Origin of the sequence: Pseudomonas sp. GD03875, from assembly GCF_029840585.1 — a bacterium.
Classification (GTDB): Bacteria; Pseudomonadota; Gammaproteobacteria; order Pseudomonadales; family Pseudomonadaceae; genus Aquipseudomonas; species Aquipseudomonas paralcaligenes.
Genome location: NZ_JAOCCV010000022.1, coordinates 1 through 23,979, shown reverse-complemented (window position 1 = coordinate 23,979; position 23,979 = coordinate 1). Strand labels below are relative to the sequence as shown.

Annotated in this window: 6 protein-coding genes; 5 read left to right on the top strand and 1 reads right to left on the bottom strand. The window is 68.0% G+C overall.

What is annotated here, in order from left to right; translation table 11 throughout:
• Positions 1–136 precede the first annotated feature (136 nt).
• The 4 genes from N5D30_RS17930 (at position 137) to N5D30_RS17915 (ending at position 15,682) form a co-directional block, all read left to right on the top strand.
• Positions 137–13,099, top strand: a complete 12,963-nt coding sequence (locus N5D30_RS17930; protein WP_279910054.1) for a non-ribosomal peptide synthase/polyketide synthase — start codon at positions 137–139, stop codon at positions 13,097–13,099.
• Positions 13,100–13,200: 101 nt separating this feature from the next.
• Positions 13,201–14,595, top strand: a complete 1,395-nt coding sequence (locus N5D30_RS17925; protein ID WP_279910053.1) for an aspartate aminotransferase family protein — start codon at positions 13,201–13,203, stop codon at positions 14,593–14,595.
• A gap of 80 nt (positions 14,596–14,675) precedes the next feature.
• On the top strand, positions 14,676–14,918 hold the full coding sequence (locus tag N5D30_RS17920) for an MbtH family protein (RefSeq protein WP_220814458.1): 243 nt from the start codon (positions 14,676–14,678) through the stop codon (positions 14,916–14,918).
• Positions 14,919–14,929: 11 nt separating this feature from the next.
• Complete coding sequence (locus tag N5D30_RS17915; RefSeq protein WP_279910052.1) at positions 14,930–15,682, top strand: alpha/beta fold hydrolase; 753 nt, start codon at positions 14,930–14,932, stop codon at positions 15,680–15,682.
• Between the two features lie 45 nt (positions 15,683–15,727).
• On the opposite strand, the gene N5D30_RS17910 is transcribed toward N5D30_RS17915, so the two are convergent.
• On the bottom strand, positions 15,728–16,693 hold the full coding sequence (locus tag N5D30_RS17910) for a siderophore-interacting protein (RefSeq protein WP_279910051.1): 966 nt from the start codon (positions 16,691–16,693) through the stop codon (positions 15,728–15,730).
• Between the two features lie 208 nt (positions 16,694–16,901).
• On the opposite strand from N5D30_RS17910, the gene N5D30_RS17905 reads away from it, so the two are divergent.
• Positions 16,902–23,979 (top strand): non-ribosomal peptide synthetase (locus tag N5D30_RS17905; RefSeq protein WP_279910049.1); only part of this gene is annotated, 7,078 nt, incomplete at its 3' end.

Below are 23,979 nucleotides of genomic sequence, written 5' to 3'. Positions count from 1 at the left end.
TACCCCCGCCTCGTTTTCTCCGTTTCCGACCCTCGCCGCCGTCACTAATTTTCTCCCCCGACGATCCGTCATCGCTCCATGGCCTCGGGATGCCCCCGACGCGAGCCCCGCCCAGATTGAGTCGAAAGGTGCAGAGATGACGGATACCTTCCAACGCCCCGTTTCCATGGCCGATGCGCTGATGACCCGGGCCGCCGCCGAGCCGGACCGGCTGGCACTGAGCTTTCTCGGCAGCGACGGGGAGGAGGTGCTGAGCTATCGGCAGCTGGACGGCCGGGTGCGGGTCATCGCGGCCGCGCTGGCGCAGCGGGTGGCGCCCGGCGAGCGGGCGGTCCTGTTGTTTCCCAGCGGGCCGGACTACGTCGCGGCGTTCTTCGCCTGCCTCTACGCCGGGGTGATCGCGGTGCCGGCTTATCCGCCGGAGAGCAACCAGGAGCAGCACCTGCGGCGGCTGGTGTCGATCGTCGCCGACGCGGAGCCGGGGCTGATCCTCACCACCGGCAAGCTCGCCGGCTCCCTGGGCCAGCTCGGCGCGTCCTTCGGCGGCGCCATGCCGGAGCTGCTGGCGGTGGACGAGCTGGAAGCGGCCCTGGGCGAGGGCTGGCTGGCGCCCGTCGTCGCGCCCGAGGCCATCGCCTTCCTGCAGTACACCTCCGGCTCCACCGCCGCGCCGAAGGGCGTGCAGGTCAGCCACGCCAACCTGGCGGCCAACGAATGGCTGATCCGCCAGGGCTACGGCATCGGTGCCGACGACGTGATCGTCAGCTGGCTGCCGCTGTACCACGACATGGGTCTGATCGGCGGGCTGCTGCAGGGCATTTACAGCGGCGTGTCGGTGGTGCTGATGTCGCCGCAGTACTTCCTCGAACGGCCGGTACGCTGGCTGGAGGCGATCAGCCGCTACCGGGGCACCATCAGCGGCGGGCCGGACTTCGCCTACCGCCTGTGCCACGAGCGCATCGCCGAGGGCAAGCTGGCCGGCCTGGAGCTGTCCCACTGGCGAGTGGCCTTCTCCGGTTCCGAGCCGATCCGCCAGGACAGCCTGGACGCCTTTGCCGAGCGGTTCGCCCCCTGCGGCTTCCGGCCAGGCGCCTACCTGGCCAGCTATGGGCTGGCCGAGGCGACCCTGTTCGTCACCGGCGGCAGGCCGGGCCAGGGCATTCCGGGCCTGCGGGTCGATGCCGCCGCGCTGGCGGCGAACCGCTTCGCGCCGGGCGAGGACGCGACCCTGATGAGCTGCGGCTGGGAACAGCCCGAACATCCGCTGCTGGTCGTCGATCCGCAGAGCGGCGAGGCGCTGGCCGACGGCCTGGTCGGCGAGGTCTGGTCGAGCGGGCCGAGCGTCGCCCGGGGCTACTGGCGCAACCCGCAGGCGAGCGCGAACACCTTCGTCGAGCGCGACGGCCGCACCTGGCTGCGCACCGGCGACTTGGGCTTCCGCCACCAGGGCGAGCTGTTCGTCACCGGCCGGCTCAAGGACATGCTGATCGTCCGCGGCCAGAACCTCTATCCTCAGGATATCGAGCGCACGGTGGAGGAGCGCATCGCCGAGGCACGCCGCGGGCGCGTGGCGGCCTTCGCGGTGACCCACGAGGGCCGCGAGGCGCTCGGCGTGGCCGCGGAGATCAGCCGGCGCACCGCCCGGCAGGTGCCCGCCGAGGAACTGATCGGACGCATCCGCCAGGCGGTGGCCGAGGTGCATCACGAGGCGCCGGCGCTGGTGCTGCTGCTGGAGCCAGGCGCTCTGCCGAAGACCTCCAGCGGCAAGTTGCAGCGCTCCGCCTGCCGGCAGCGCTACGAGGCGGGCGAACTGGCGCTGGTCGCCGACTTCCGCGAGGGGCAGGCGGCGCAACCGGCCGTCAGCGAGGCGCAGCTGCCGCTCGACGAGCGTGTCGCCGCGCTCTGGCGCGAAGTACTCAGGACCGACCGCCTGGACCCCGACGCGAACTTCTTCGCCCTTGGCGGCAACTCCGTGCAGGCCATCCAGATGATCGCCGAGCTGCGTGACGCCACCGGCCTCGACCTGGAGCTGCGCACGCTGTACGACGCCCCCACGCTGCGCGGCTTCTGCGCGCGGCTGGCGGCCGGTGGCGAGGCGGGCGACGGCATTCCGCGCCTGGCCGACGGCCACGCCCTGTTGCAGTCGCCGGCCCAGAACCGCCTGTGGTTCCTCTCCCGACTGGAGCCGGACAGTGTCGCCTACAACATCCCCGGCGGCCTGCGCCTGCGCGGCGAACTGGACGAGCAGGCGCTGCAGCGCAGCTTCGCCACCCTGGTCGAGCGCCACGAGTCGCTGCGCACCACCTTCCACGAGGAAGACGGCGTCGGCTTCCAGCGCATCGGCGCCGTGGGCGACTGGACCCTGCTGCGCGACGATCTTTCCGTGCTGCCGGAGGCGCAGCGCGAGGAGCGGGCGAGGGCGATCCGCGAGGAGGAGGCGCGCTTCCGCTTCGATCTGGAGCACGGCCCGCTGCTGCGCGTGCGCCTGGTCAGCCTGGATGAGCAGGACCACCTGCTGCTGGTGACCCTGCACCACATCGTCGCCGACGGTTGGTCGCTGGGCCTGCTGCTCGACGAGTTCGCGCGGCTCTACGCCGCCCATCTCCAGGGCCAGGCGCCGTCCCTGGCGCCGTTGCCTATCCGCTACGCCGACTATGCGGCCTGGCAGCAGGACGAGGCCGCCCGCTTCGAGGAGCAGCTGGAGTACTGGCGCGCCGAGCTGGCTGACGAGCACCAGCCCCTGGCGCTGCCACTGGACCGGCCGCGCGGCGGGCGCGATTCGGCTGCCGAACGCCTCGGACTGCGCCTGGACAAGGCCCTCGGCGAGCGCCTGCAGGGGCTGGCGCGGCACCACGAGACCACCCTGTTCGCGGTCCTGCTGGCCGCTTTCCAGACCCTGCTGCACCGCTACACCGGGCAGGCCGACATCCGCCTCGGCGTGCCCAACGCCAACCGTCCGCGCCAGGAGGTGCAGGGGCTGGTCGGCTTCTTCATCAACACCCAGGTGCTGCGCGGACGGCTGGATTCGCGGCAGACCTTCGCCGAGATGCTGGCGGCCGCGCGGCGAACCGTCGAGGGCGCCCAGGCCAACCAGGACCTGCCGTTCGAGCGGGTGGTCGAGGTTATGGGCGGCGGGCCGCTGTTCGAGGTGATGTTCAACCACCAGCAGCGCGATCTGGAGTCGCTGCGCCGCCTGCCCGGCCTGCTCGCCGAGGAACTGCCCTGGCACAGCCGCGAGGCCAAGTTCGACCTGCAGCTGCACAGCGAGGAAGACCGCCAGGGGCGCATCCGCCTGGCCTTCGACTACGCCAGCGAACTGTTCGAGCGCGCCAGCGTCGAGCGCCTGGCCGCGCACTTTGTGCGCTTGCTGGAGCAGGTCGGCGAGAGCCCCGAACGCGCCATCGGCGACCTGCCGTTGCTCGATACCGATGAGCAACGGCAACTGCGCGAGTGGGGCCGCCAGCCGGCGGAGCCGGCCAAGGCCCTGCTGCCCGAACTGCTGGCTGCCCAGGTGCAGGCAACGCCCCAGGCTGTCGCCTTGGTCAGTGCTGGCGTGACCCTGGACTACGCCGAGCTGGAGCGCCGCGCCAACCGCCTGGCCCATCGCCTGCGCGAGCTGGGCGTCGGGCCGGAAGTGCGGGTCGGCCTGCTGGCCGGGCGCGGCGTCGAACTGATGGTGGCCCTGATGGCCGTAGTCAAGGCCGGCGGCGCCTACGTGCCGATGGACGCCGACTACCCGCGCGAGCGCCTGGCCTGGATGATCGAGGACAGCGGCCTGCGCCTGCTGCTCGGCCACCGGCGGGTGCTGGACACGCTGGAGCTGCCGGCGGACGTGACGGCCCTGGCGCTGGAGGCGCTGGACGTCGAAGGCCATCCGGACACGCCGCCCGCCCTGGCGCTGGACGCCAGCAACCTGGCCTACGTGATCTACACCTCCGGTTCCACCGGCACGCCGAAAGGCGTCGGCGTCAGCCATGGCGCGCTGAGCGAGCGGCTGCACTGGATGCGCCGCGAATACGCGGTGGACGCCGCGGACGTGCTGCTGCAGAAGGCGCCGCTGGGCTTCGACGTGTCGGTCTGGGAGTGCTTCCTGCCGCTGATCGCCGGCAGCCGCCTGGTACTGACGGCGGACGGCGAGCACCGCGATCCGCGTCGCCTGGTGGAGCTGGTGCAGGAACACGGCGTGACCTGCCTGCACTTCGTGCCGCCGCTGCTGCAGCTGTTCGTCGAGGAGCCGGCGGTCGGCGACTGCCACAGCCTGCGCCACCTGTTCTCCGGCGGCGAGGCGCTGTCCGGCGAGCTGGGCCGGCGCGTGCGTGAGCGCCTGCCCCAGGTGGCGTTGCACAACCGCTACGGGCCGACCGAGACGGCGATCAACGTCACCCACTGGCGCTGCGACGACGAGGAGGGCGCGCGGGTACCGATCGGTCGTCCGCTGGCGGGTGTGGTTTGCGAGCTGCGCGATGGCGAACTGGAGCTGGCGCCCGCCGGCGCGGTGGCTGAACTGTGGCTCGGCGGCAGCGGCCTGGCGCGCGGCTACCTGGGACGTCCGGCACTGACCGCCGAGCGCTTCGTGCCGGGCGAGGAAGGCACGCGGCTGTACCGCAGCGGCGACCTGGCGCGTTGGCGCCACGATGGGGCGCTGGAATTCCTCGGCCGTGCCGACGAGCAGGTCAAGGTGCGTGGCTTCCGTATCGAGCTGGAGGAAATCCGTGCCCACCTGCTGGCGCAGCCGGCGGTCCGCCAGGCGGCAGTGCTGGTGCGCGAGGGCGCGGGCGGCGCGCAACTGGTTGCCTACCTGACCCGCGACGGCGAGGAGGACGACGCGACCCTGGCCGAGCGGCTGAAGCGCGCCCTGGCCGAACGCCTGCCCGAGTACATGGTGCCGGCGCAGTTCGTGCGCCTCGACGCGCTGCCGCTGACGCCGAGCGGCAAGCTGGACCGCAAGGCTCTGCCGGAGCCGCGCTGGCAGGCGCGTGGCCACGTGCCGCCACGGGACGAGCGCGAGCGCCGCCTGGCGGCGATCTGGCAGGAGGTGCTGGGCTTGCCGCGCATCGGTCTGGACGACGACTTCTTCGCCCTGGGCGGCCATTCGTTGCTGGCCACCCGCATCATCTCGCGGGTGCGCCAGGCGTTCGATGTCGACCTGCCGCTGCGCAGTCTGTTCGAGGCTGGCCGCCTGGGCGAATTCGCCGCCGAGGTCGCCCGGCTGGAAGAGGAGGGCGCGCGCGACGGCTGGGGCGTGATCGAGCGGGCGGACCGCGGCCAGCGCTTCCCGCTGTCCCATTCCCAGCAGCGCATGTGGTTCCTCTGGCAGCTCGACCCGCAGAGCCCGGCCTACAACGTCGGCGGCATGGCCCGGCTGAGCGGGGTGCTGGACGTGCAGCGCTTCGAGGCGGCGCTGCAGGCGCTGATCCAGCGCCACGAGACCCTGCGCACTACCTTCCCCAGCGACGCCGGCAAGCCCTGGCAGCGCGTCGCCGAGCAGTCCGACCTGCGCATGCAGTGGCTGGACCTGTCCGCGCTGCCGGCCGGCGAGCGCCAGGCGCGCCTGCAGGCGCTGGCCGACGAGCAGGCGCACCAGCCCTTCGATCTGGAGCGCGGGCCGCTGCTGCGCGTCTGCCTGGTCAAGGCGGGCGAGCACGAGTACTTCCTGGTGGTGACCCTGCACCATATCGTCACCGAAGGCTGGGCAATGGACGTGTTCGCCCGCGAGCTGGGACTGCTCTACGAGGCTTTCCTCGACGAGCGCGAATCGCCCCTGCAACCCCTGCCGGTGCAGTACCTCGACTACAGCCAGTGGCAGCGCCGCTGGCTGGAGAGCGGCGAACGCCAGCGCCAGCTGGACTACTGGCGCGCCCAGCTGGGTGACGAGCATCCGCTGCTGGAGCTGCCCGCCGACCGTCCGCGCCCGCCGGTGCAGAGCCACCGCGGCGAGCTGTTCCGCTTCGACCTCGACCCGGTGCTGGCCGAGCGGGTGCGCGCCTGGAACGCGGCCAACGGACTGACCATGTTCATGACCGCCACCGCGACCCTGGCGCTGCTGCTGTACCGCTACAGCGGGCAGGGCGACCTGCGCATCGGCGCGCCGGTGGCCAACCGTATCCGCCCGGAGAGCGAAGGGCTGATCGGCGCCTTCCTCAACACCCAGGTGCTGCGCTGCCGGCTGGACGGGCAGATGAGCGTCGCCGAGTTGCTCGAGCAGGTGCGTGACACGGTGATCGAGGGCCAGGCCCACCAGGACCTGCCGTTCGACGAACTGGTGGAGGCCCTGCAGCCGCCGCGCAGCGCCGCCCACCATCCGCTGTTCCAGGTGATGTGCAACGTGCAGCGCTGGGAGTTCCAGCAGACCCGGCAACTGGCGGGGATGACCGTCGAATACCTGGTCAACGATGCGCGGGCGACCAAGTTCGACCTCTACCTGGAAGTCACCGACCTCGACCAGCGCCTGGGCTGCTGCCTGACCTACAGCTCCGACCTGTTCGACGAGCCGACCGTCGCGCGCATGGCTGGGCACTGGCAGCGCCTGCTGGCCGCCATGCTCGACGAACCGACGCGGCGCATCGCCGAACTGCCGATGCTGGCCGCCGGCGAACCCGTCACCCTGGCCGAGCCGGCTGGCGAGCATCCACTGGACGCCTGCCTGCACGAGCTGTTCGCCCGTCAGGCGGCGGAGACCCCCAGGGCGCCGGCACTGACCTTCGGCGAACGGACCCTGAGCTACGCCGAACTGGACGCCCGGGCCAATCGCCTGGCCCGCGTGCTGCGCGAGCGCGGCGTCGGCCCGGAAGTGCCGGTCGGCCTCGCCCTGGAACGCTCGCCGGAGCTGGTCGTCGGCATCCTGGCGATCCTCAAGGCGGGTGGCGCCTACGTGCCGCTCGACCCGGAATACCCGCTGGAACGCCTGCGCTACCTGATCGAGGACAGCGGTATCGCCCTGCTGCTCGGCCACGCCGCGCTGTTCGAGGCGCTCGGCGAGCTGCCGGCCGGCGTCGGCCGCTGGTGCCTGGAGGACGACCTGGCTGCGCTGGACGGCTACGCCAGCGGCGCGCTGCCGCGGATCGCCCGGCCGGACAACTTGGCCTACCTGATCTACACCTCCGGCTCCACCGGCCAGCCCAAGGGCGTGGCGGTGTCCCACGGCGAGATCGCCATGCACTGCCGGGCGGTGATCGAGCGCTTCGGCATGCGCGCCGACGACTGCGAGCTGCACTTCTACTCGATCAACTTCGACGCGGCCAGCGAGCGGCTGTTCGCGCCGCTTCTGTGCGGCGCGCGGGTGGTGCTGCGTGCGCAGGGGCAGTGGGACGCGGAGTCGATCTGCCAGTTGATCCGCGAGCAGGGCGTCACCATCCTCGGCTTCACCCCCAGCTATGGCAGCCAGTTGGCCCAGTGGCTGGCCACCCGCGACGAGCGCCTGCCGGTACGGCTGTGCATCACCGGTGGCGAGGCGTTGACCGGCGAGCACCTGCAGCGGATTCGCGCGGCCTTCGCGCCACAGTCCTTCTTCAACGCCTACGGGCCGACCGAGACGGTAGTCATGCCGCTGGCCTGCCTGGCGCCGGAGCGCCTGGAAGAGGGCGCCGGCAGCGTGCCGATCGGCAGCCTGGTCGGCGCCCGCCGGGGCGCCATCCTCGACGCCGACCTGGCGCCGCTGCCCCATGGCGCCGCCGGCGAGCTGTACCTGGGCGGCGCGGGCCTGGCGCGCGGCTACCACCGGCGTCCGGCGCTGACCGCCGAGCGCTTCGTGCCTGACCCGTTCGGCCTCGCCGGGGCGCGGCTGTACCGCAGTGGCGACCGGGTGCGTCTGCGCGACGACAATCAGGCCGAATACCTCGGTCGCATCGACCAGCAGGTCAAGGTGCGCGGCTTCCGCATCGAGCTGGGCGAGATCGAGGCGCGCCTACGCGAGCATCCTGCCGTGGATGACGTGGCGGTGCTGGCCCTGGACACGCCGTCCGGCAAGCAGCTGGCCGGCTACCTGGCGACCGCCACGGCGGGGCTCGACGAGCCGGCGCGGATGGCATTGCGCGAGTCGATCAGGACCCATCTGCGAGCGCAGTTGCCCGACTACATGGTGCCGGCGCATCTGGTGCTGCTCGATCGCCTGCCGCTGACCCCCAACGGCAAGCTCGACCGCCGCGTCCTGCCGGCGCCCGACGCCGAGCAGGACCGCCAGGCCTTCCTGGCGCCGCGCAACGAACTGGAGCGGCAGTTGGCGGCGATCTGGCAGGAGGTGCTGAACGTCCGCCAGGTCGGTTTGGGCGACAACTTCTTCGAGCTGGGCGGCGACTCGATCCTGTCGATCCAGGTGGTCAGCCGTGCGCGTCAGGCGGGCATCCACTTCACCCCGCGCGACCTGTTCCTGCACCAGACGGTGCAGGCCCTCGCCGGGATCGCCAGCCAGGTCGAGGCGGTGGCGAGCGAGCAAGGTCCGCTGGCCGGCGCCACGCCGCTGACGCCGATCCAGCACTGGTTCTTCGACCAGGGCCTGGCCGCCGCGCAACACTGGAACCAGGCGCTGCTGCTGGCGCCCAGCGTCCGCCTGGAGGCGCTTCCCCTGGAGCGTGCCCTGCAACAGCTGCACGACCATCACGATGCCCTGCGCCTGGCGTTCCGTCAGGTCGACGGCCGCTGGCAGGCCGAGTACCGCGCCGTGGGCGAGGGTGACGAAGGACTGCTGTGGCAACGGCGGGTGGATGATCTGGACGATTGCCAGGCGCTGTTCGACGAGGCCCAGCGCAGTCTCGATCTGGAGCATGGTCCGCTGCTGCGCGTCCTGCTGGTCGAGGACGGGGACGGGCGGCAGAAGCTGTTGCTGGCGATCCACCACCTGGCCGTGGACGGGGTGTCCTGGCGGGTGCTGCTGGAGGACCTGCAGGCCAGCTACCGGCAGCTGGCGGCCGGCCAGCCCGCAGCCCTGCCGGCTCGTACCAGCTCGTTGCGCGACTGGGCCGAGCGGCTGGAAGCCTATGCCGCCAGCGAATCCCTGCGCGAGGAGCTGGGTTGGTGGCAGGCGCACCTGGGCGAGCAGGACGGCGAGCTGCCCTGCGACCGGGTTGGCGCCGAAGACCGCTACCGGGACGCCCGCAGCGTCAGCCTGCGGCTTGGCGTCGAGTACACCCGCCAACTGCTGCAACAGGCTCCGGCGACCTACCGCACGCGGGTGGACGAACTGCTGCTAACCGCGCTGGCCCGCGTGCTGTGCCGCTGGAGCGGACGGGACCAAGTGCTGGTGCAACTGGAAGGGCACGGCCGCGAGCCGCTGTTCGACGACATCGACCTGACCCGCACCGTGGGCTGGTTCACCAGCGCCTATCCGGTCTGCCTGCAGCCCGCCGAGGCGCTGGCGGACACCATCAAGGCAGTCAAGGAGCAGCTGCGCGGCGTGCCGCACAAGGGGCTCGGCCACGGTGTGCTGCGTCACCTGGCCGATGCCGCCAGCCGCGCGGCGATGGCCGCGCTGCCGCAAGCGCGGATCACCTTCAACTACCTAGGCCAGTTCGACCAGAGCTTCGACCGCACCGCGCTGTTCCAGCCGCTCGACGAAGCGGACGGAGCGGCCCACGGCGAGGATGCGCCGCTGCCCAACTGGCTGTCGGTTGACGCCCAGGTCTACGGCGGCGAACTGCGCATGCGCTGGACCTACGGCGCCGGTCGCTACGAGGAGCAGACCGTGCAGGCGCTGGCCGAAGGCTTCGTCGAGGAGCTGCAGCGGCTGATCGAGCACTGCCTGGACGAGGACGCGGGCGGGCCGACGCCTTCCGACTTCCCGCTGGCGCAGCTCACCCAGGCCCAGCTCGACGCACTGCCGGTGGCGGGCGGGCTGATCGACGACATCTACCCGCTGACCCCGATGCAGGAGGGCCTGCTGCTGCACACCCTGCTGGAGCCGGGCACCGGCATCTACTACATGCAGGACCGCTACCGGATCGACAGCGAACTCGACCTGCAGCGCTTCTGCCGCGCCTGGCAGGCGGTGGTGGCGCGCCACGAGGCGCTGCGCGCGTCGTTCACCTGGGACGCCGGCGAGACCATGCTGCAGGTCATCCACAAGCCGGGCGCCGCGCGCATCGAAAACCTGGACTGGAGCGGGCTGCCCGAGGACGGCCACGAGGAGCGCCTGCAGGCCCTGCACAAGCGCGAGCGCGAGGCGGGCTTCGAGCTGCTGCGCGAGCCGCCGTTCCACCTGCGGCTGATCCGCCTGGGCGAGGCGCGCTACTGGTTCATGATGAGCAACCACCACATCCTCATCGACGCCTGGTGCCGCGGCCTGCTGATAGGCGACTTCCTGGAGATCTACGCCGCCCTGGGCGAGAACCGCGAGCCGGTGCTGCCCTCCGCGCCGCGCTACCGCGACTACATCGCCTGGCTGCAGCGCCAGGACCTGGATGCGGCGCACCGCTGGTGGCGCGACAACCTGAGCGGCTTCGAGCGGCCGACCTACATCCCCAGCGACCGTCCGCTGCTGCGCGAGCACACCGGCGGCATGCGTGTCGGCGACCGCCACGCACGGCTGGACGCCGCCGACGGCGTGCGCCTGCGCGAACTCGCCCAGCGCTACCAGCTGACCGTCAACACCTTCGCCCAGGCGGCCTGGGCGCTGGTGCTGCACCGCTACAGCGGCGAGCGTGACCTGGCCTTCGGCGTCACCGTGGCCGGGCGCCCGGTGAGCATGCCGGAGATGCAGGGCACCGTGGGTCTGTTCATCAACAGCATCCCGCTGCGCCTGAGCCTGCCGCAGCCGGGCGAGCGGCGCAGCGTGCGCGACTGGCTGCGCGAGCTGCTGGAGCGCAACCTGGAGCTGCGCGAGTACGAATACCTGCCGCTGGTGGACATCCAGGAGTGCAGCGAGCTGCCCAAGGGCCAGCCGCTGTTCGACAGCCTGTTCGTCTACGAGAACGCGCCGGTGGACAGCGCGGTGCTGGACCGTGCCCAAGGCCTCAGGGCCAGCTCCGAGTCGGGGCGCACCCACACCAATTTCCCGCTCACCGTGGTCTGCTACCCGGGCGACGAGCTGGGGCTGCACCTGTCCTTCGATCAGCGCTACTTCGACGCGCCGACCATCGAGCGCCTGCTCGCCGACTTCAAGCGTCTGCTGCTGGCCCTGGCCGATGGCATCCATGGCGACATGGCCGAGCTGCCGCTGCTGGGTGACGACGAGCGAGCCTTCCTGACCGAGGGCTGCAACCGCAGCGACCGCGACTATCCGCTGGAGCAGGGCTATGCGCGGCTGTTCGAGGCCCGGGTGGCGGCGCATCCCGAGCGGATCGCCGGCCGCTGCCAGGATGATCAATGGAGCTACGCTGAGCTGAACGCCCGCGCCAACCGCCTGGGCCACGCCCTGCGCAACGAGGGCGTGGGGCTCGACCAGCCGGTGGCGCTGCTGGCCGAACGTGGCCTGGACCTGCTCGGCATGATGGTCGGCAGCTTCAAGGCCGGCGCCGGCTACCTGCCGCTCGACCCGGCCCATCCGGCCCAGCGCCTGATCCGCATCCTCGAACTCAGCCGTGCCCCGGTGCTGGTGTGCTCGGCGGACTGCCGCGCGCAAGTGGTCGAACTGCTGGACGAGCTGGCCTGCCAGGGCCGCCCGCGCCTGCTGGTGTGGGACGAGGTGCAGGCGGGCGACTGGCCGGCGGACAACCCGGGCATCTACGCCGGGCCGGATAGCCTCGCTTACGTGATCTACACCTCCGGCTCTACCGGCCTGCCCAAGGGCGTGATGGTCGAGCAGGCCGGGATGCTCAACAACCAGCTGTCCAAGGTGCCGTACCTGGGCCTGGACGAGCGCGATACGGTCGCCCAGACCGCTTCGCAGAGCTTCGACATCTCGGTCTGGCAGTTCCTCGCCGCGCCGCTGTTCGGCGGCCGGGTGGAGATCGTGCCGAACGCCATCGCCCACGATCCGGGCGCCTTGCTGGCCCTGGTGCGCGAGCGCGGCGTCACGGTGCTGGAAAGCGTGCCGTCGCTGATCCAGGGCATGCTCGCCGAGGAGCGGGCAGGGCTCGGTGCGCTGCGCTGGCTGCTGCCCACCGGCGAGGCGATGCCGCCGGAGCTGGCCCGCCAGTGGCTGGGGCGCTATCCGGGCGTGGGGCTGGTCAATGCCTACGGGCCGGCGGAGTGTTCGGACGATGTGGCCTTCTTCAACGTCGACATGGCGTCCACCGCCGGCAGCTACCTGCCCATCGGCAGCCCGACCGACAACAACCGCCTGTACCTGCTGGACGAGGCACTGGAGCTGGCGCCGGTCGGCGCGGTGGGTGAGCTGTGCATCGCCGGCACCGGCGTCGGCCGCGGCTATGTCGGCGATCCGCTGCGCACCGCCCAGGCATTCCTGCCCAATCCCTTCGCCCGCGAGCCCGGCGAGCGCCTGTACCGCAGCGGCGATCTGGCGCGGCGGCGCGCCGACGGCGTGCTGGAGTACGTCGGGCGCATCGATCACCAGGTGAAGATCCGCGGCTTCCGTATCGAGCTGGGCGAGATCGAGGCGCGCCTGCACGAGCAGGCTGACGTCCGCGAGGCGGCCGTGGCGGTGCAGGAAGGACCGAACGGCAAGTACCTGGTCGGTTACCTGGTGGCGAGCGATCCGCGGATCCTCGACGCCTCCCCGGTCACCGCGCCGGTGGAGCAGGGCGAGCTGTTCGAGCGCGTCAAGCAGCACCTGCGAGCCGCGCTGCCGGACTACATGGTGCCGTTGCACTGGCTGCTGCTGGAGGCCCTGCCGCGCAGCGCCAACGGCAAGCTCGACCGGCGCGCGCTGCCCGCCCTGGAAATCGGCCAGCTGCGCGGGCAGGCCTACCAGGCGCCGCGCAACGAACTGGAGCAGACCCTGGCGGACATCTGGGCGGACGTGCTCAAGGTGGAGCGGGTCGGCGTGCACGACAACTTCTTCGAGCTGGGCGGGCATTCCCTGCTGGCCACCCAGATCGCCTCGCGGGTGCAGAAGGCGTTGCAGCGCAACGTGCCGCTGCGGGCGATGTTCGAGTGCAGCACGGTGGGCGAGCTGGCCGGCTACATCGAGTCGCTGGAGGGGGCCGCCCTCACCGAGCAGAAGGCCAGTCGCCTCGACGACCTGATGTCGCGCCTGGAGGCGCTGTGATGATCCTGTGGGAGCGGCCTTGGCCGCGAACTTCGCGGCCAAGGCCGCTCCCACGAAAGCATGTTTGACCAGGCCCATTGCTTGTCACGGAGAGTAGAACCATGAACATCGCGGTAGCGGAAATTGAGGCACCGGTGGAAGCGGAGTCACTCTACGGGTTCGACGAGAACCCGCTGCTGGCCCGCCAGGCCCGGCAGGAATCCAACGCCCGCAGCTATCCGCGGCGGATTCCCCTGGCGCTCAAGCGCGCTCGCGGCATCCACGTGGAAGACGTCGAGGGGCGGCGCTTCATCGACTGCCTGGCCGGCGCAGGAACGCTGGCGCTGGGCCACAACCACCCGGTGGTGGTCGAGGCGATCCGCCAGGTGCTGGCCGACGAACTGCCGCTGCACACCCTGGACCTCACCACGCCGGTCAAGGATCAGTTCGTCCAGGACCTGTTCGGCGTGCTGCCGGCGGAATTCGCCCGCCAGGCCAAGGTCCAGTTCTGCGGCCCGACCGGCACCGATGCGGTGGAAGCGGCCCTCAAGCTGGTGCGTACCGCCACCGGGCGCAGCACGGTGCTGGCCTTCCAGGGCGGCTACCACGGCATGAGCCAGGGCGCGTTGGGACTGATGGGCAACCTCAAGGCCAAGACGCCGCTGGGCTCGCTGCTCAGCCACGGTGTGCAGTTCCTGCCGTTCCCCTACGACTACCGCTGCCCGTTCGGGCTGGGTGGCGAGCAGGGTGTCCAGGTGGGCCTGCACTACATTGCCAACCTGCTCGACGACCCGGAAGGCGGCGTGCAGCCGCCGGCCGCGGTGATCGTCGAGGCGGTGCAGGGCGAGGCGGGCGCCATTCCGGCAGCCGACACCTGGCTGCGCGGCCTGCGCGAGATCACCGCGCGAGCCGGCATCCCGTTGATCATCGACGAGATCCAGACCGGCTTCGCCCGCACCGGGCGGATGTTCGCCTTCGAACACGCGCACATCGTGCCGGACGTGGTGGTGCTGTCCAAGGCCATCGGCGGCAGCCTGCCGCTGTCCGTGGTGGTTTACCAGGACTGGCTGGACAAATGGCAGCCCGGCGCCCACGCCGGCACCTTCCGCGGCAACCAGATGGCCATGGCCGCCGGCTCGGCGGTGATCCGCTATATCCAGGAGCACGACCTGGCGCGGCATTCCGAACTGGTTGGCCAACACCTGCGTGAACGGTTGCAGGAGCTGCAGCGAGTTCATCCAGAACTGGGCGACGTGCGTGGGCGCGGGCTGATGCTCGGCGTGGAGATCGTCGACCCGGCCGGGGTGCCGGATACCCTCGGCCATCCGCCGTACCACCCGGCCCTGGCCTCGGCGATCCAGCGCGAATGCCTGAAGCGCGGGCTGATACTCGAACTGGGCGGCCGCCACGGCAGCGTGGTGCGCTTCCTGCCGCCGCTGATCATCACCCACGAGGAGGTCGAGCAGGTGGCAGACATCTTCGCCCGCGCGGTGTCGGCGGCGCTCGCCGCCGGCTAATTTCCCGACGCCTCCAAACGTTGTTCCGTACGAGCCCTTGCAGGGGCATTCCCGATCCAACGCACACAAGGACACACGCCATGACTTCCGTTTTCGATCGCGAGGACATCCTCTTCCAGGTCGTCGTCAACCACGAGGAGCAGTACTCCATTTGGCCGGACTACAAGGAGATTCCCAAGGGCTGGCGCAAGGCGGGCAAGAGCGGCTTCAAGAAGGAGTGCCTGGCCTACATCGAAGAGGTGTGGACCGACATGCGTCCCCTGAGCCTGCGCATCAAGATGGAGGCGATGGCCAAGGAGCGCGAAGGCGCCGCCGTCAACTGAGGCCGTCGACCGTGTCGAAACTGAACCTGTTCTGCCTGCCGTACTCCGGTGCCAGCGCCATGGTCTACAGCCGCTGGCGGCGCAGCCTGCCGGACTGGCTGGAGGTGCGGCCGGTGGAGCTGCCGGGGCGCGGTGCGCGCCTCGGCGAACCGCTGCAGACCGACATGCACGCCCTGGCCCGGCAACTGGCTGGCGAGCTGGCGCCGCGTCTGGGGCAGCCCTACGCGCTGTTCGGACACAGCCTCGGCGCGCTGCTGGCCTTCGAGATCGCCCATGCCCTGCGCGATCGGGGCTGTTCGGCGCCGTTGGCGCTGCTAGCCTCCGGTACGGCAGCGCCGACCCGGCGCGAGGACTACGAAAAGGACTATTCCCAGCCCAAGAGCGACGTGGAACTGGTCGCCGAGCTGCGCGACCTGCAGGGCACGCCGGAAGAAGTCCTCGCCAACGAAGAGCTGATGGGCCTGACCCTGCCGATCCTACGAGCCGACTTCCTGATGTGCGGGCGCTACCAGTACCGGCAACGGCCGCGTCTCGAACTGCCGATCCACGTGCTGGGCGGCAAGGAAGACAAGAGCAGCATGGAGCAGCTGCTGGCCTGGCAGGACGAGACTGCCACCGGCTTTTCGCTGGACATGATCGCGGGTGGGCATTTCTTCATTCACGAGCACGAGAGCCGGGTCCTGAAACTGATCAGGAGCAACCTGAGCGTTCACCTGCGCCGCATTCAACCCCGTTCCGCCATGGTGGCGGGCGTCTGGGGTTGACAGAAAGCGGCTGGCGCTGGTGGGCATCCGCCAGCCGCAATGCGGCTAGCCCAGCACTTTTCCATATCGCCAGTAGCCCATGAAGCTGGACGCGCGACGATCCAGTCCCAGCTCTCCGATGAAGTGGCGACGGATCGCCATCACTGCCGCCGACTCGCCCGCCACCCAGGCATAGAAAGCCGTATCGACGGGGTTGGCCAGTTCCCAGGGCAGTTCTCTGTCGATATCCACCTGATCCAGCGGCATCCAGTTCTCCTCGCGTGGTGCCGAGCTGGGCAGCGTAGCCAGTTCATGGGCGGCCTCGATCATCCTGGCTCCGTGCCTTGCTCCCGTTTCCGCGCGTGGCAGCCAGTGCAAGCGGGTCAAGGGGCCGCAGGACAAAGGCAAGGCGTCCTGCTCGGTGGGAATTTCCAGAAAGGCCTGCACCACCGGAGTGTCCCGGCGCTCGGCCAGTTGCTCGATGATGCCGGCGATGGCCGGCAGAGCCGTCTCGTCGCCGATCAGCAATACATGGCGCACGTCGGTTGGCGGGCGCCATTCGTAGCCCCCGGGATCGCCCGGATAGCCGATATCCGGTGCCACCATCTGCAGGCGGTCTCCTGGGCTGGCATGGGTGGCCCAGGCAGAAGCCGGGCCGGTCTCGCCGTGCAGTACGAAATCCACGTCCACCTCCTTCATTTGCGGACGCAGGTTGCGAATGGTGTAGGTGCGCATCGGTGGCCGGCGATCGCTCGGAAGATCGCGCGATGCCTTGTGCCAGTCGGCCTCCAGGGGCAGCTCCGGTGGGTTGCCGTCCGCGGAGGGAAAGAACAGCTTGATGCGCTGGTCGGCGGCCAGGGTTTTCATCTGGCCGACCTCTGGGCCGGTGAAGGTGAACCGGGTAAGGGCGGGGCTCAAGGCTAGCCGTTCCTTCAGTTCGACATCGAATATCCGGTAGCTGGAAGCCTTGGTGAGCCCGGTGCGTTGCGCGAGTCGACGCAGGTTGCGGGTGACGATGTTGGAGAGTGACATGACGGGGCCTATTTCATGGTTGTACTCAGAAACAGACGTTCAGGGCTTCGACAAATAAACGCATAAGCGGACCACTTGGCCGGTTCAACAGCGAACAGGTGCGCTGCGGGCTGTGTTTTGGAGAAGTAACAGCTGGCTTCTAAATCGCCAGTGCATGCATTCGTTTGGCCTTCATAGTCATCGCTAGACTGCCAGGAAGACAGCCGAAATGAATGCCGAACAGACCCTCAAGCTTGCCCGCCGCTTCATTGAGCTGCCTTCGGAGAAAAGGCGGCTGTTCCTCGAGGGCCTGGGGGCCGAAGGTATCGACTTCTCCCTGCTTCCGATTCCAGTCTGCGCTTCCAGCGACGGGCGTGACGTGCTTTCCTATGCCCAGCAGCGGATGTGGTTCTTGTGGCAGCTCGATCCGCAAGGCGCCGCCTACAATCTGCCTATGGCCGTACGCCTGAAAGGTGAGCTGGATGCCGGGGCCTTGCAGCACGCCTTCGACACTCTGGTGGCGCGTCACGAAACCCTGCGCAGTTTGTTCAGCGAGCAGGACGGCAGGGTCTGCCAGCGAATCGTTGATCCGTTTTCGGTGACTATCGTTTGCCATGACCTGACTGCAATGGGCGCTGGCGAGCGTGACGATCAGGTCAGAAAGCTGGCCGATGCCGAAGCTCTGGCCCCTTTCGATCTGGCTCACGGTCCATTATTGCGCGTGCAGTTGCTGAGGCTGGAGGCCCAACAGCATGTACTGTTGCTGACCTTGCACCATATCGTCGCCGATGGTTGGTCATATAACGTCCTGATCGACGAATTCATTCGTCTCTACGATGCCGCCAGCAGTGGCGGGGAGGCCGACTTGCAGCCTCTGCCGATCCAGTATCGCGATTACGCCCTGTGGCAGCGCAGCTGGCTGGAGGCCGGCGAGCAGGATCGCCAGTTGGAATACTGGCGCAGCAAGCTGGGCGATGACCATGCTCCGTTGGAGCTGCCCCTTGATCGCCCGCGCCCCTTGTCTCCCAGCTATCGTGGCGCTCGCCACGAATTCCAGGTCGCCCCGACCCTGGTTGAGCGTCTGCGGCGTTTGTCCAGGGAGCAGGGCGTTACCCTGTTCATGGTCCTGCTGGCCGCCTTCAAGGTGCTGCTGCACCGCTACAACGGCCAGCGGGCGATCCGCGTGGGAGTGCCGGTGGCCAATCGCAATCGCACGGAAGTCGAGGGGCTGATCGGATGCTTCATCAACACCCAGGTGCTGCATACCGAGCTCGATTCGCTGATCGACGTGAATGAACTGCTGCAGCGGGTCAAAGACACTGCGCTGGGGGCACAGGGACACCAGGAGCTGCCGTTCGAGCGGCTGGTCGAGGCGCTGGGGCTGGAACGCAGCTTGAGCGTCAGCCCGCTGTTCCAGGTGATGTTCAACCACCAGTCGCAGGTGGCGGAAGCCGGCGCGATCAAGGGGCGCTCCGGATTGAGCCTGGCCGCGCTGGAGCGCGAGACGCGTATCGCACAGTTCGACTTGTCGCTGGATACCTACGAGAAAGGCGGCGAGTTGTTCGCGGCCTTCGGCTATGCCACTGATCTGTTCGATCGCCGCACCGTGGAGCAGATGGCGGGTCATTACCGCAACGTACTGGAGGCCCTGGCCGAAGGCTCGCACAAGCGGATCGGCGAGCTGACGGTGCTGAGTGATGCGCAACGACGGCAAATTCTCCACGACTGGAATGCCTCGCATGCGGACTATCCGCTCGATCGATGCATCCACCAGCTGATCGAAGCGCAGGTCGAACGAGCTTCGCTGTCCCCGGCCTTGGCATTCGGGGCGCAGACCCTGAGCTACACCGAGCTCAATACGCGGGCCAATCGTCTGGCTCATCATCTGATCGCATTGGGCGTACAGCCTGACGGGCTGGTGGGCATCGCGGTAGAGCGGTCCATCGAAATGGTCGTGGGGCTGCTGGCCATCCTCAAGGCCGGCGGAGCATACGTGCCGCTGGATCCGGACTACCCGGCCGAGCGCCTGGCCTACATGCTTGATGACAGTGGCGTGCGCCTGCTGCTGAGCCAGTCGCACCTGGCGCTGCCGCTGGCCGAGGGCGTGCAGCGCATCGATCTCGACCAGGCTGGCGACTGGCTGGAAGGCTACTCCGGGAACAATCCCGAAGTGGCGCTGGATGGCGAGAGCCTGGCCTACGTGATCTATACCTCCGGCTCCACGGGCAGGCCCAAGGGCGCCGGCAACCGCCACTCGGCGCTGACCAACCGACTGTGCTGGATGCAGCAGGCCTATGGCCTCGATGGCAGCGATACGGTCTTGCAGAAGACGCCGTTCAGTTTCGACGTTTCGGTATGGGAGTTCTTCTGGCCGCTGATGGTTGGTGCGCGTCTAGCCATTGCAGCCCCGGGTGACCACCGCGATCCGGCGAAGCTGGTAGCGCTGATCAACCGCGAAGGCGTCAACACGCTGCACTTCGTGCCTTCGATGCTGCAGGCGTTTCTGCAGGCCTCGGAAGTCGTATCGTGCACCAGTCTCAAACGTATCGTGTGCAGTGGTGAGGCGTTGCCGGTGGATACCCAGCAGCAAGTCTTCGCCAGGCTGCCTCGAGCCAGTCTCTACAACCTCTACGGCCCGACCGAAGCGGCCATCGACGTGACCCACTGGAGTTGTGTTGACGAGGGGCGCGATACGGTGCCGATCGGTCGGCCGATCGGAAATCTGGGCTGCCATGTGCTGGACGACAACCTGCAGCCGGTACCAGTCGGCGTGTTGGGGGAGCTGTATCTGCTTGGTGAAGGCCTCGCGCGCGGTTATCACCGGCGCCCCGCGCTGACTGGAGAGCGTTTTGTGGCCAGCCCCTTCGACGATGGTGCACGGATGTACCGCACAGGTGATCTGGCCCGCTACCGCGCGGATGGCGTGATCGAGTACGCCGGCCGCATTGATCATCAGGTCAAACTGCGTGGTTTGCGTATCGAGCTGGGCGAGGTCGAGGCCCGGCTGCTGGAGCATGAGAGGGTTCGCGAGGCGGCTGTGCTGGCGGTGGATGGCAAGCAGCTGGTGGGCTACGTGGTGCTGTCGGATGAAGTGGGCGGCTGGCGTGACGTGCTGGTTGCTCACCTGGCACAGAGCCTGCCGGACTACATGGTGCCAACGCACTGGATCAGCCTGGCGTGCATGCCGCTCAGCCCCAACGGCAAGCTGGAGCGCAAAGCGCTGCCACGCCCAGATGTCTGCACCGCGCAGCATACGTATGTCGCGCCGCAGAGCGAACTCGAGCAGCGTTTAGCCGCTATCTGGCAAGACGTGCTCAAGCGCGAGCGTGTCGGCCGCAACGACAACTTCTTCGAGCTGGGCGGCGACTCCATCGTTTCCATCCAGGTCGTGAGCCGGGCACGGCAGGCCGGTATCCGGTTCACGCCCAAGGACCTGTTCCAGCACCAGACGGTCAGCAGCTTGGCCGCAGTGGCAGCGGTGGGCGCCGCGACCTGGCGGATCGATCAGGGCGCTGTCACCGGCGAGGTCAGTCTGACGCCGGTGCAGCACTGGTTCTTCGAGTTGCCGATGGCCAGTCGGGATCACTGGAACCAGTCGTTGCTGCTCGATGCACGACAGCCAATCGTGCCGGAAGTACTGGAAATGGCCCTGCGATCGGTGGTGAAGCGGCATGATGCTCTGCGCCTGCGTTTCGCGTTCGAAGGGGCCGAATGGCGCCAGTGGTACGCAGATACCGATGTCGACCAGGATCTGCTCTGGCACGGGCCTGACGGCGAGGCCTTCCACGATAGAGTGCAGCGCAGCCTGGACCTTGCCCAAGGTCCCCTGCTGCGGGCTGCGCTTCTGCAGTGCCAGGGAGGTCGCCAGCGTCTGTTGCTGGCTATCCATCACTTGGTGGTGGATGGCGTGTCCTGGCGGATCCTGCTCGAGGACTTGCAGGCAGCCTACCAAAGCCTGACAGCCGGACAGGAGCCGGCCTTGCCCGACAAGACCAGTTCCTACCAGGCCTGGGCCGCATGTCTGGAAGAGCATGCGCGGGCCGTGCAGCATCAGTCCGAACTGGCCGACTGGCTATCGTGCCTGGAGGGCTCGGTGCAGGAGCTGCCATGCGACAACCCAGACGGCGGATTGCTGAACAAGCATGGCGCGGTGCTGGAAGTTCGCCTGGATGCCGAGCATACCGAGCGTTTGATCAAGGATGCGCCTGCCGCTTACCGCACCCAGGTGAACGATCTGCTTCTCACTGCCCTGGCGCGTGTGCTGTGTCGCTGGAGCGGCAGTGAGTCAGTGCTGGTACAGATGGAGGGGCATGGCCGCGAAGACCTGTTCGAAGCTCTCGACCTGACCCGTACCGTAGGCTGGTTCACCAGTCTTTACCCGGTGAAGCTGACACCGGCCACTGAGCTGGCGGCCTCGTTGAAGAGTGTGAAGGAACAGCTACGGGCCGTGCCCGATAGGGGCCTAGGCTTCGGCCTGCTGCGCTACCTGGGGACGGCGAAGACCCGAAAGGCCTTGGCGGCGTTGCCGCAACCGCGGGTCACCTTCAACTATCTTGGGCAGTTCGACGGCCAGTTCGATGAAAGGGCGTTGTTCGTGCCGGCCGGCCATGGTGGTGGGCAAGCGCAGGCTGCCGATGCGCCGCTGGCCAACTGGCTGAGCGTGGAGGGACAGGTGTATGGCGGCGAGTTGTCCCTGCGCTGGGGGTACAGCTCGGAGATGTATCGGCGAGAAACCATCCAGAGACTGGCCGATGAGCTGGTCGTCGAGCTGCATGCGGTAATAGAGCATTGCACGCGTGCAAATGCCCATGCGCTCACGCCTTCCGACTTCCCGCTGGCGAAACTGACCCAGGTTCAACTGGATGCTCTGCCGGTTCCTGCCCGGAACATCGAAGATGTCTATCCACTGTCACCGATGCAGCAGGGAATGCTGTTCCATACCCTGTACGAGCAGGCGGCGGGAGACTACATCAACCAGTTGCGAGTGGATGTGGATGGGCTGGACGCCGAACGCTTCCAGGCTGCCTGGCAGGCGACGGTCGCTGTTCACGACATCCTGCGCGCCGCGTTCGCCTGGCAGGGGCTTGAGGCACCGATTCAGGTGGTACACCGGCAGGTGGAAGTGCCGTTAGCTATCCATGATTGGCGAGGCCAACCACGGCAGGCCCGGGAGTTGGACATCCTGGCCAAAGCTGAGCGCGACCAGGGATTCGAGTTGTCCCGGGCGCCGCTGCTACGCCTGGCGCTGGTGCGTACGGATGAGCGGCGACATCACTTGATCTATACCAGCCACCACATCCTCATGGACGGCTGGAGCAACGCGCAGCTGCTGGGCGAGGTGCTGCAGCGCTACGCGGGGCGGGAGTCTCTGGTACCAGCGGGTCGATACCGTGACTACATCGCATGGCTGCAAGGCCAGGACAAGGTGGCCGATGAAGCATTCTGGCGGTCGCAACTGGTCGAGTTGGACGAGCCGACGCGCCTGGCCCAGGCCATTCGTTACGAGCGCAACGAAGGCGCAGGCCACGGTGGTCACACCCAGGTGCTGGACAGCGAGCAGACGCGTCGGCTGGTTGAGTTCACGCGGTCGCAGAAGGTGACGGTGAACACCCTGATGCAGGCTGCGTGGCTGTTGTTGCTGCAGCGCTATACCGGACAGGAAACGGTGGTATTTGGCGCTACGTTGGCGGGCAGGCCGGTGCAGCTGCGAGGCGTGGAGGAGCAGCTTGGGCTGTTCATCAATACGCTGCCGGTAATCGCCACGCCACGCCTGGACATGCGGGTGGAGGACTGGTTGCAGGAGGTGCAGGACCGGAATCTGGGGCTGCGTGAGCATGAGAACACGCCGTTGTACGAGATCCAGCGTTGGTCGGGGTGGGGAGGCGAGGCGCTGTTCGACAGTATTCTGGTATTCGAGAACTACCCGATCTCCGAAGCCCTGCAGCAAGGTTCGTCAGGTGAGCTCGAATTCGGCGCGGTAGTCAGCCAGGAACAAACCAACTACCCGCTGACCCTGGCAGTCGGTCTGGGAGAACAGCTATCGATCGACTACAGCTACGATCTCGAGCACTTCGCGGAGACGACGGTACGGCAGATCGCTGAACACTTCGGCAACCTGCTCGAAGCCATGGCTCAACAACCCCGGCGGCTTCTCGGCGAGCTATCGCTTCTTGGCCGGGAAGAGCGGCAGAAAATCATTTATGACTGGAATCGCACCGAAACGAGCCACTCGGGCGAGTGTTTCATCCATCAGTTGATCGAAGCCCGGGTCGAGCAAGCCCCGGATGCGGTAGCGGTGATCCTGGGTGAACAGGAGCTGACCTACCGGCAACTGAACCGGAAAGCCAATCTATTGGCTCACAAGCTGCGCGAGTTAGGCGTAGGTCCCGACGTACTGGTGGGCATCGCCGTGGAGCGCAGCCTGGAAATGGTGGTGGGGTTGCTGGCGACCCTCAAGGCCGGCGGTGCCTACGTTCCCCTGGACCCGGAATATCCGCACGAGCGGCTGGCCTACATGATGGCGGACAGCGGTATCCAGCTATTGCTGACCCAGAGCCATCTGCAAGATCGATTGCCCATTCCAAGGGATGTCCAGAGCTTGTCCATTGAGACGGGCAGTGGCTGGCTGGCGGAATACAGCGCAGACAATCTGGACAATGTTGCACAGCCCGAGAGCCTGGCCTATGTGATTTACACCTCGGGTTCTACGGGAAGACCTAAAGGCGTCGCTATTTCCCACCAGGTACTTTCCGTCTTCTGCGCTGATGCCTGTGAATACTCCAGGCTGTCGGACGCTGACAAGGTTCTGCAATTTGCCACGGTCAGCTTTGATGGCTTCGTAGAGCAACTCTATCCGGCACTGTGCGCCGGGGCCCAGGTGGTCCTGCGCGACAATCAGCTTTGGGATAGCTCTACTCTGTACGCAAACATCAGGAAGCATGGCATTACATTGGCTGATCTGCCGGCGGCTTACTGGCGGCTCATGGCTCTCGAGCAAGAGCGCGGGGCGCCTTGTGAGTCATTGCGACAGGTGCATGTCGGTGGTGAGGCGCTGCCACTAGATGGCCTGAAAGCATGGCTCGAGTCCGACCTGGCCAGCGTTCGGTTATTGAATACCTATGGTCCTACCGAAGCCACGGTGGTGGCGACAACATATGACTGTGCTCCAATAACGCTGGAGCGATTTCCAACGGCAGGCGTGCCGATCGGGCAGGTGCTGCCGGGAAGAGCAGCGTACGTAGTGGACGGTGGACTGGCTCCCAGCCCGGTAGGGGGCACGGGCGAACTGTTCATCGGGGGGGCCGGAT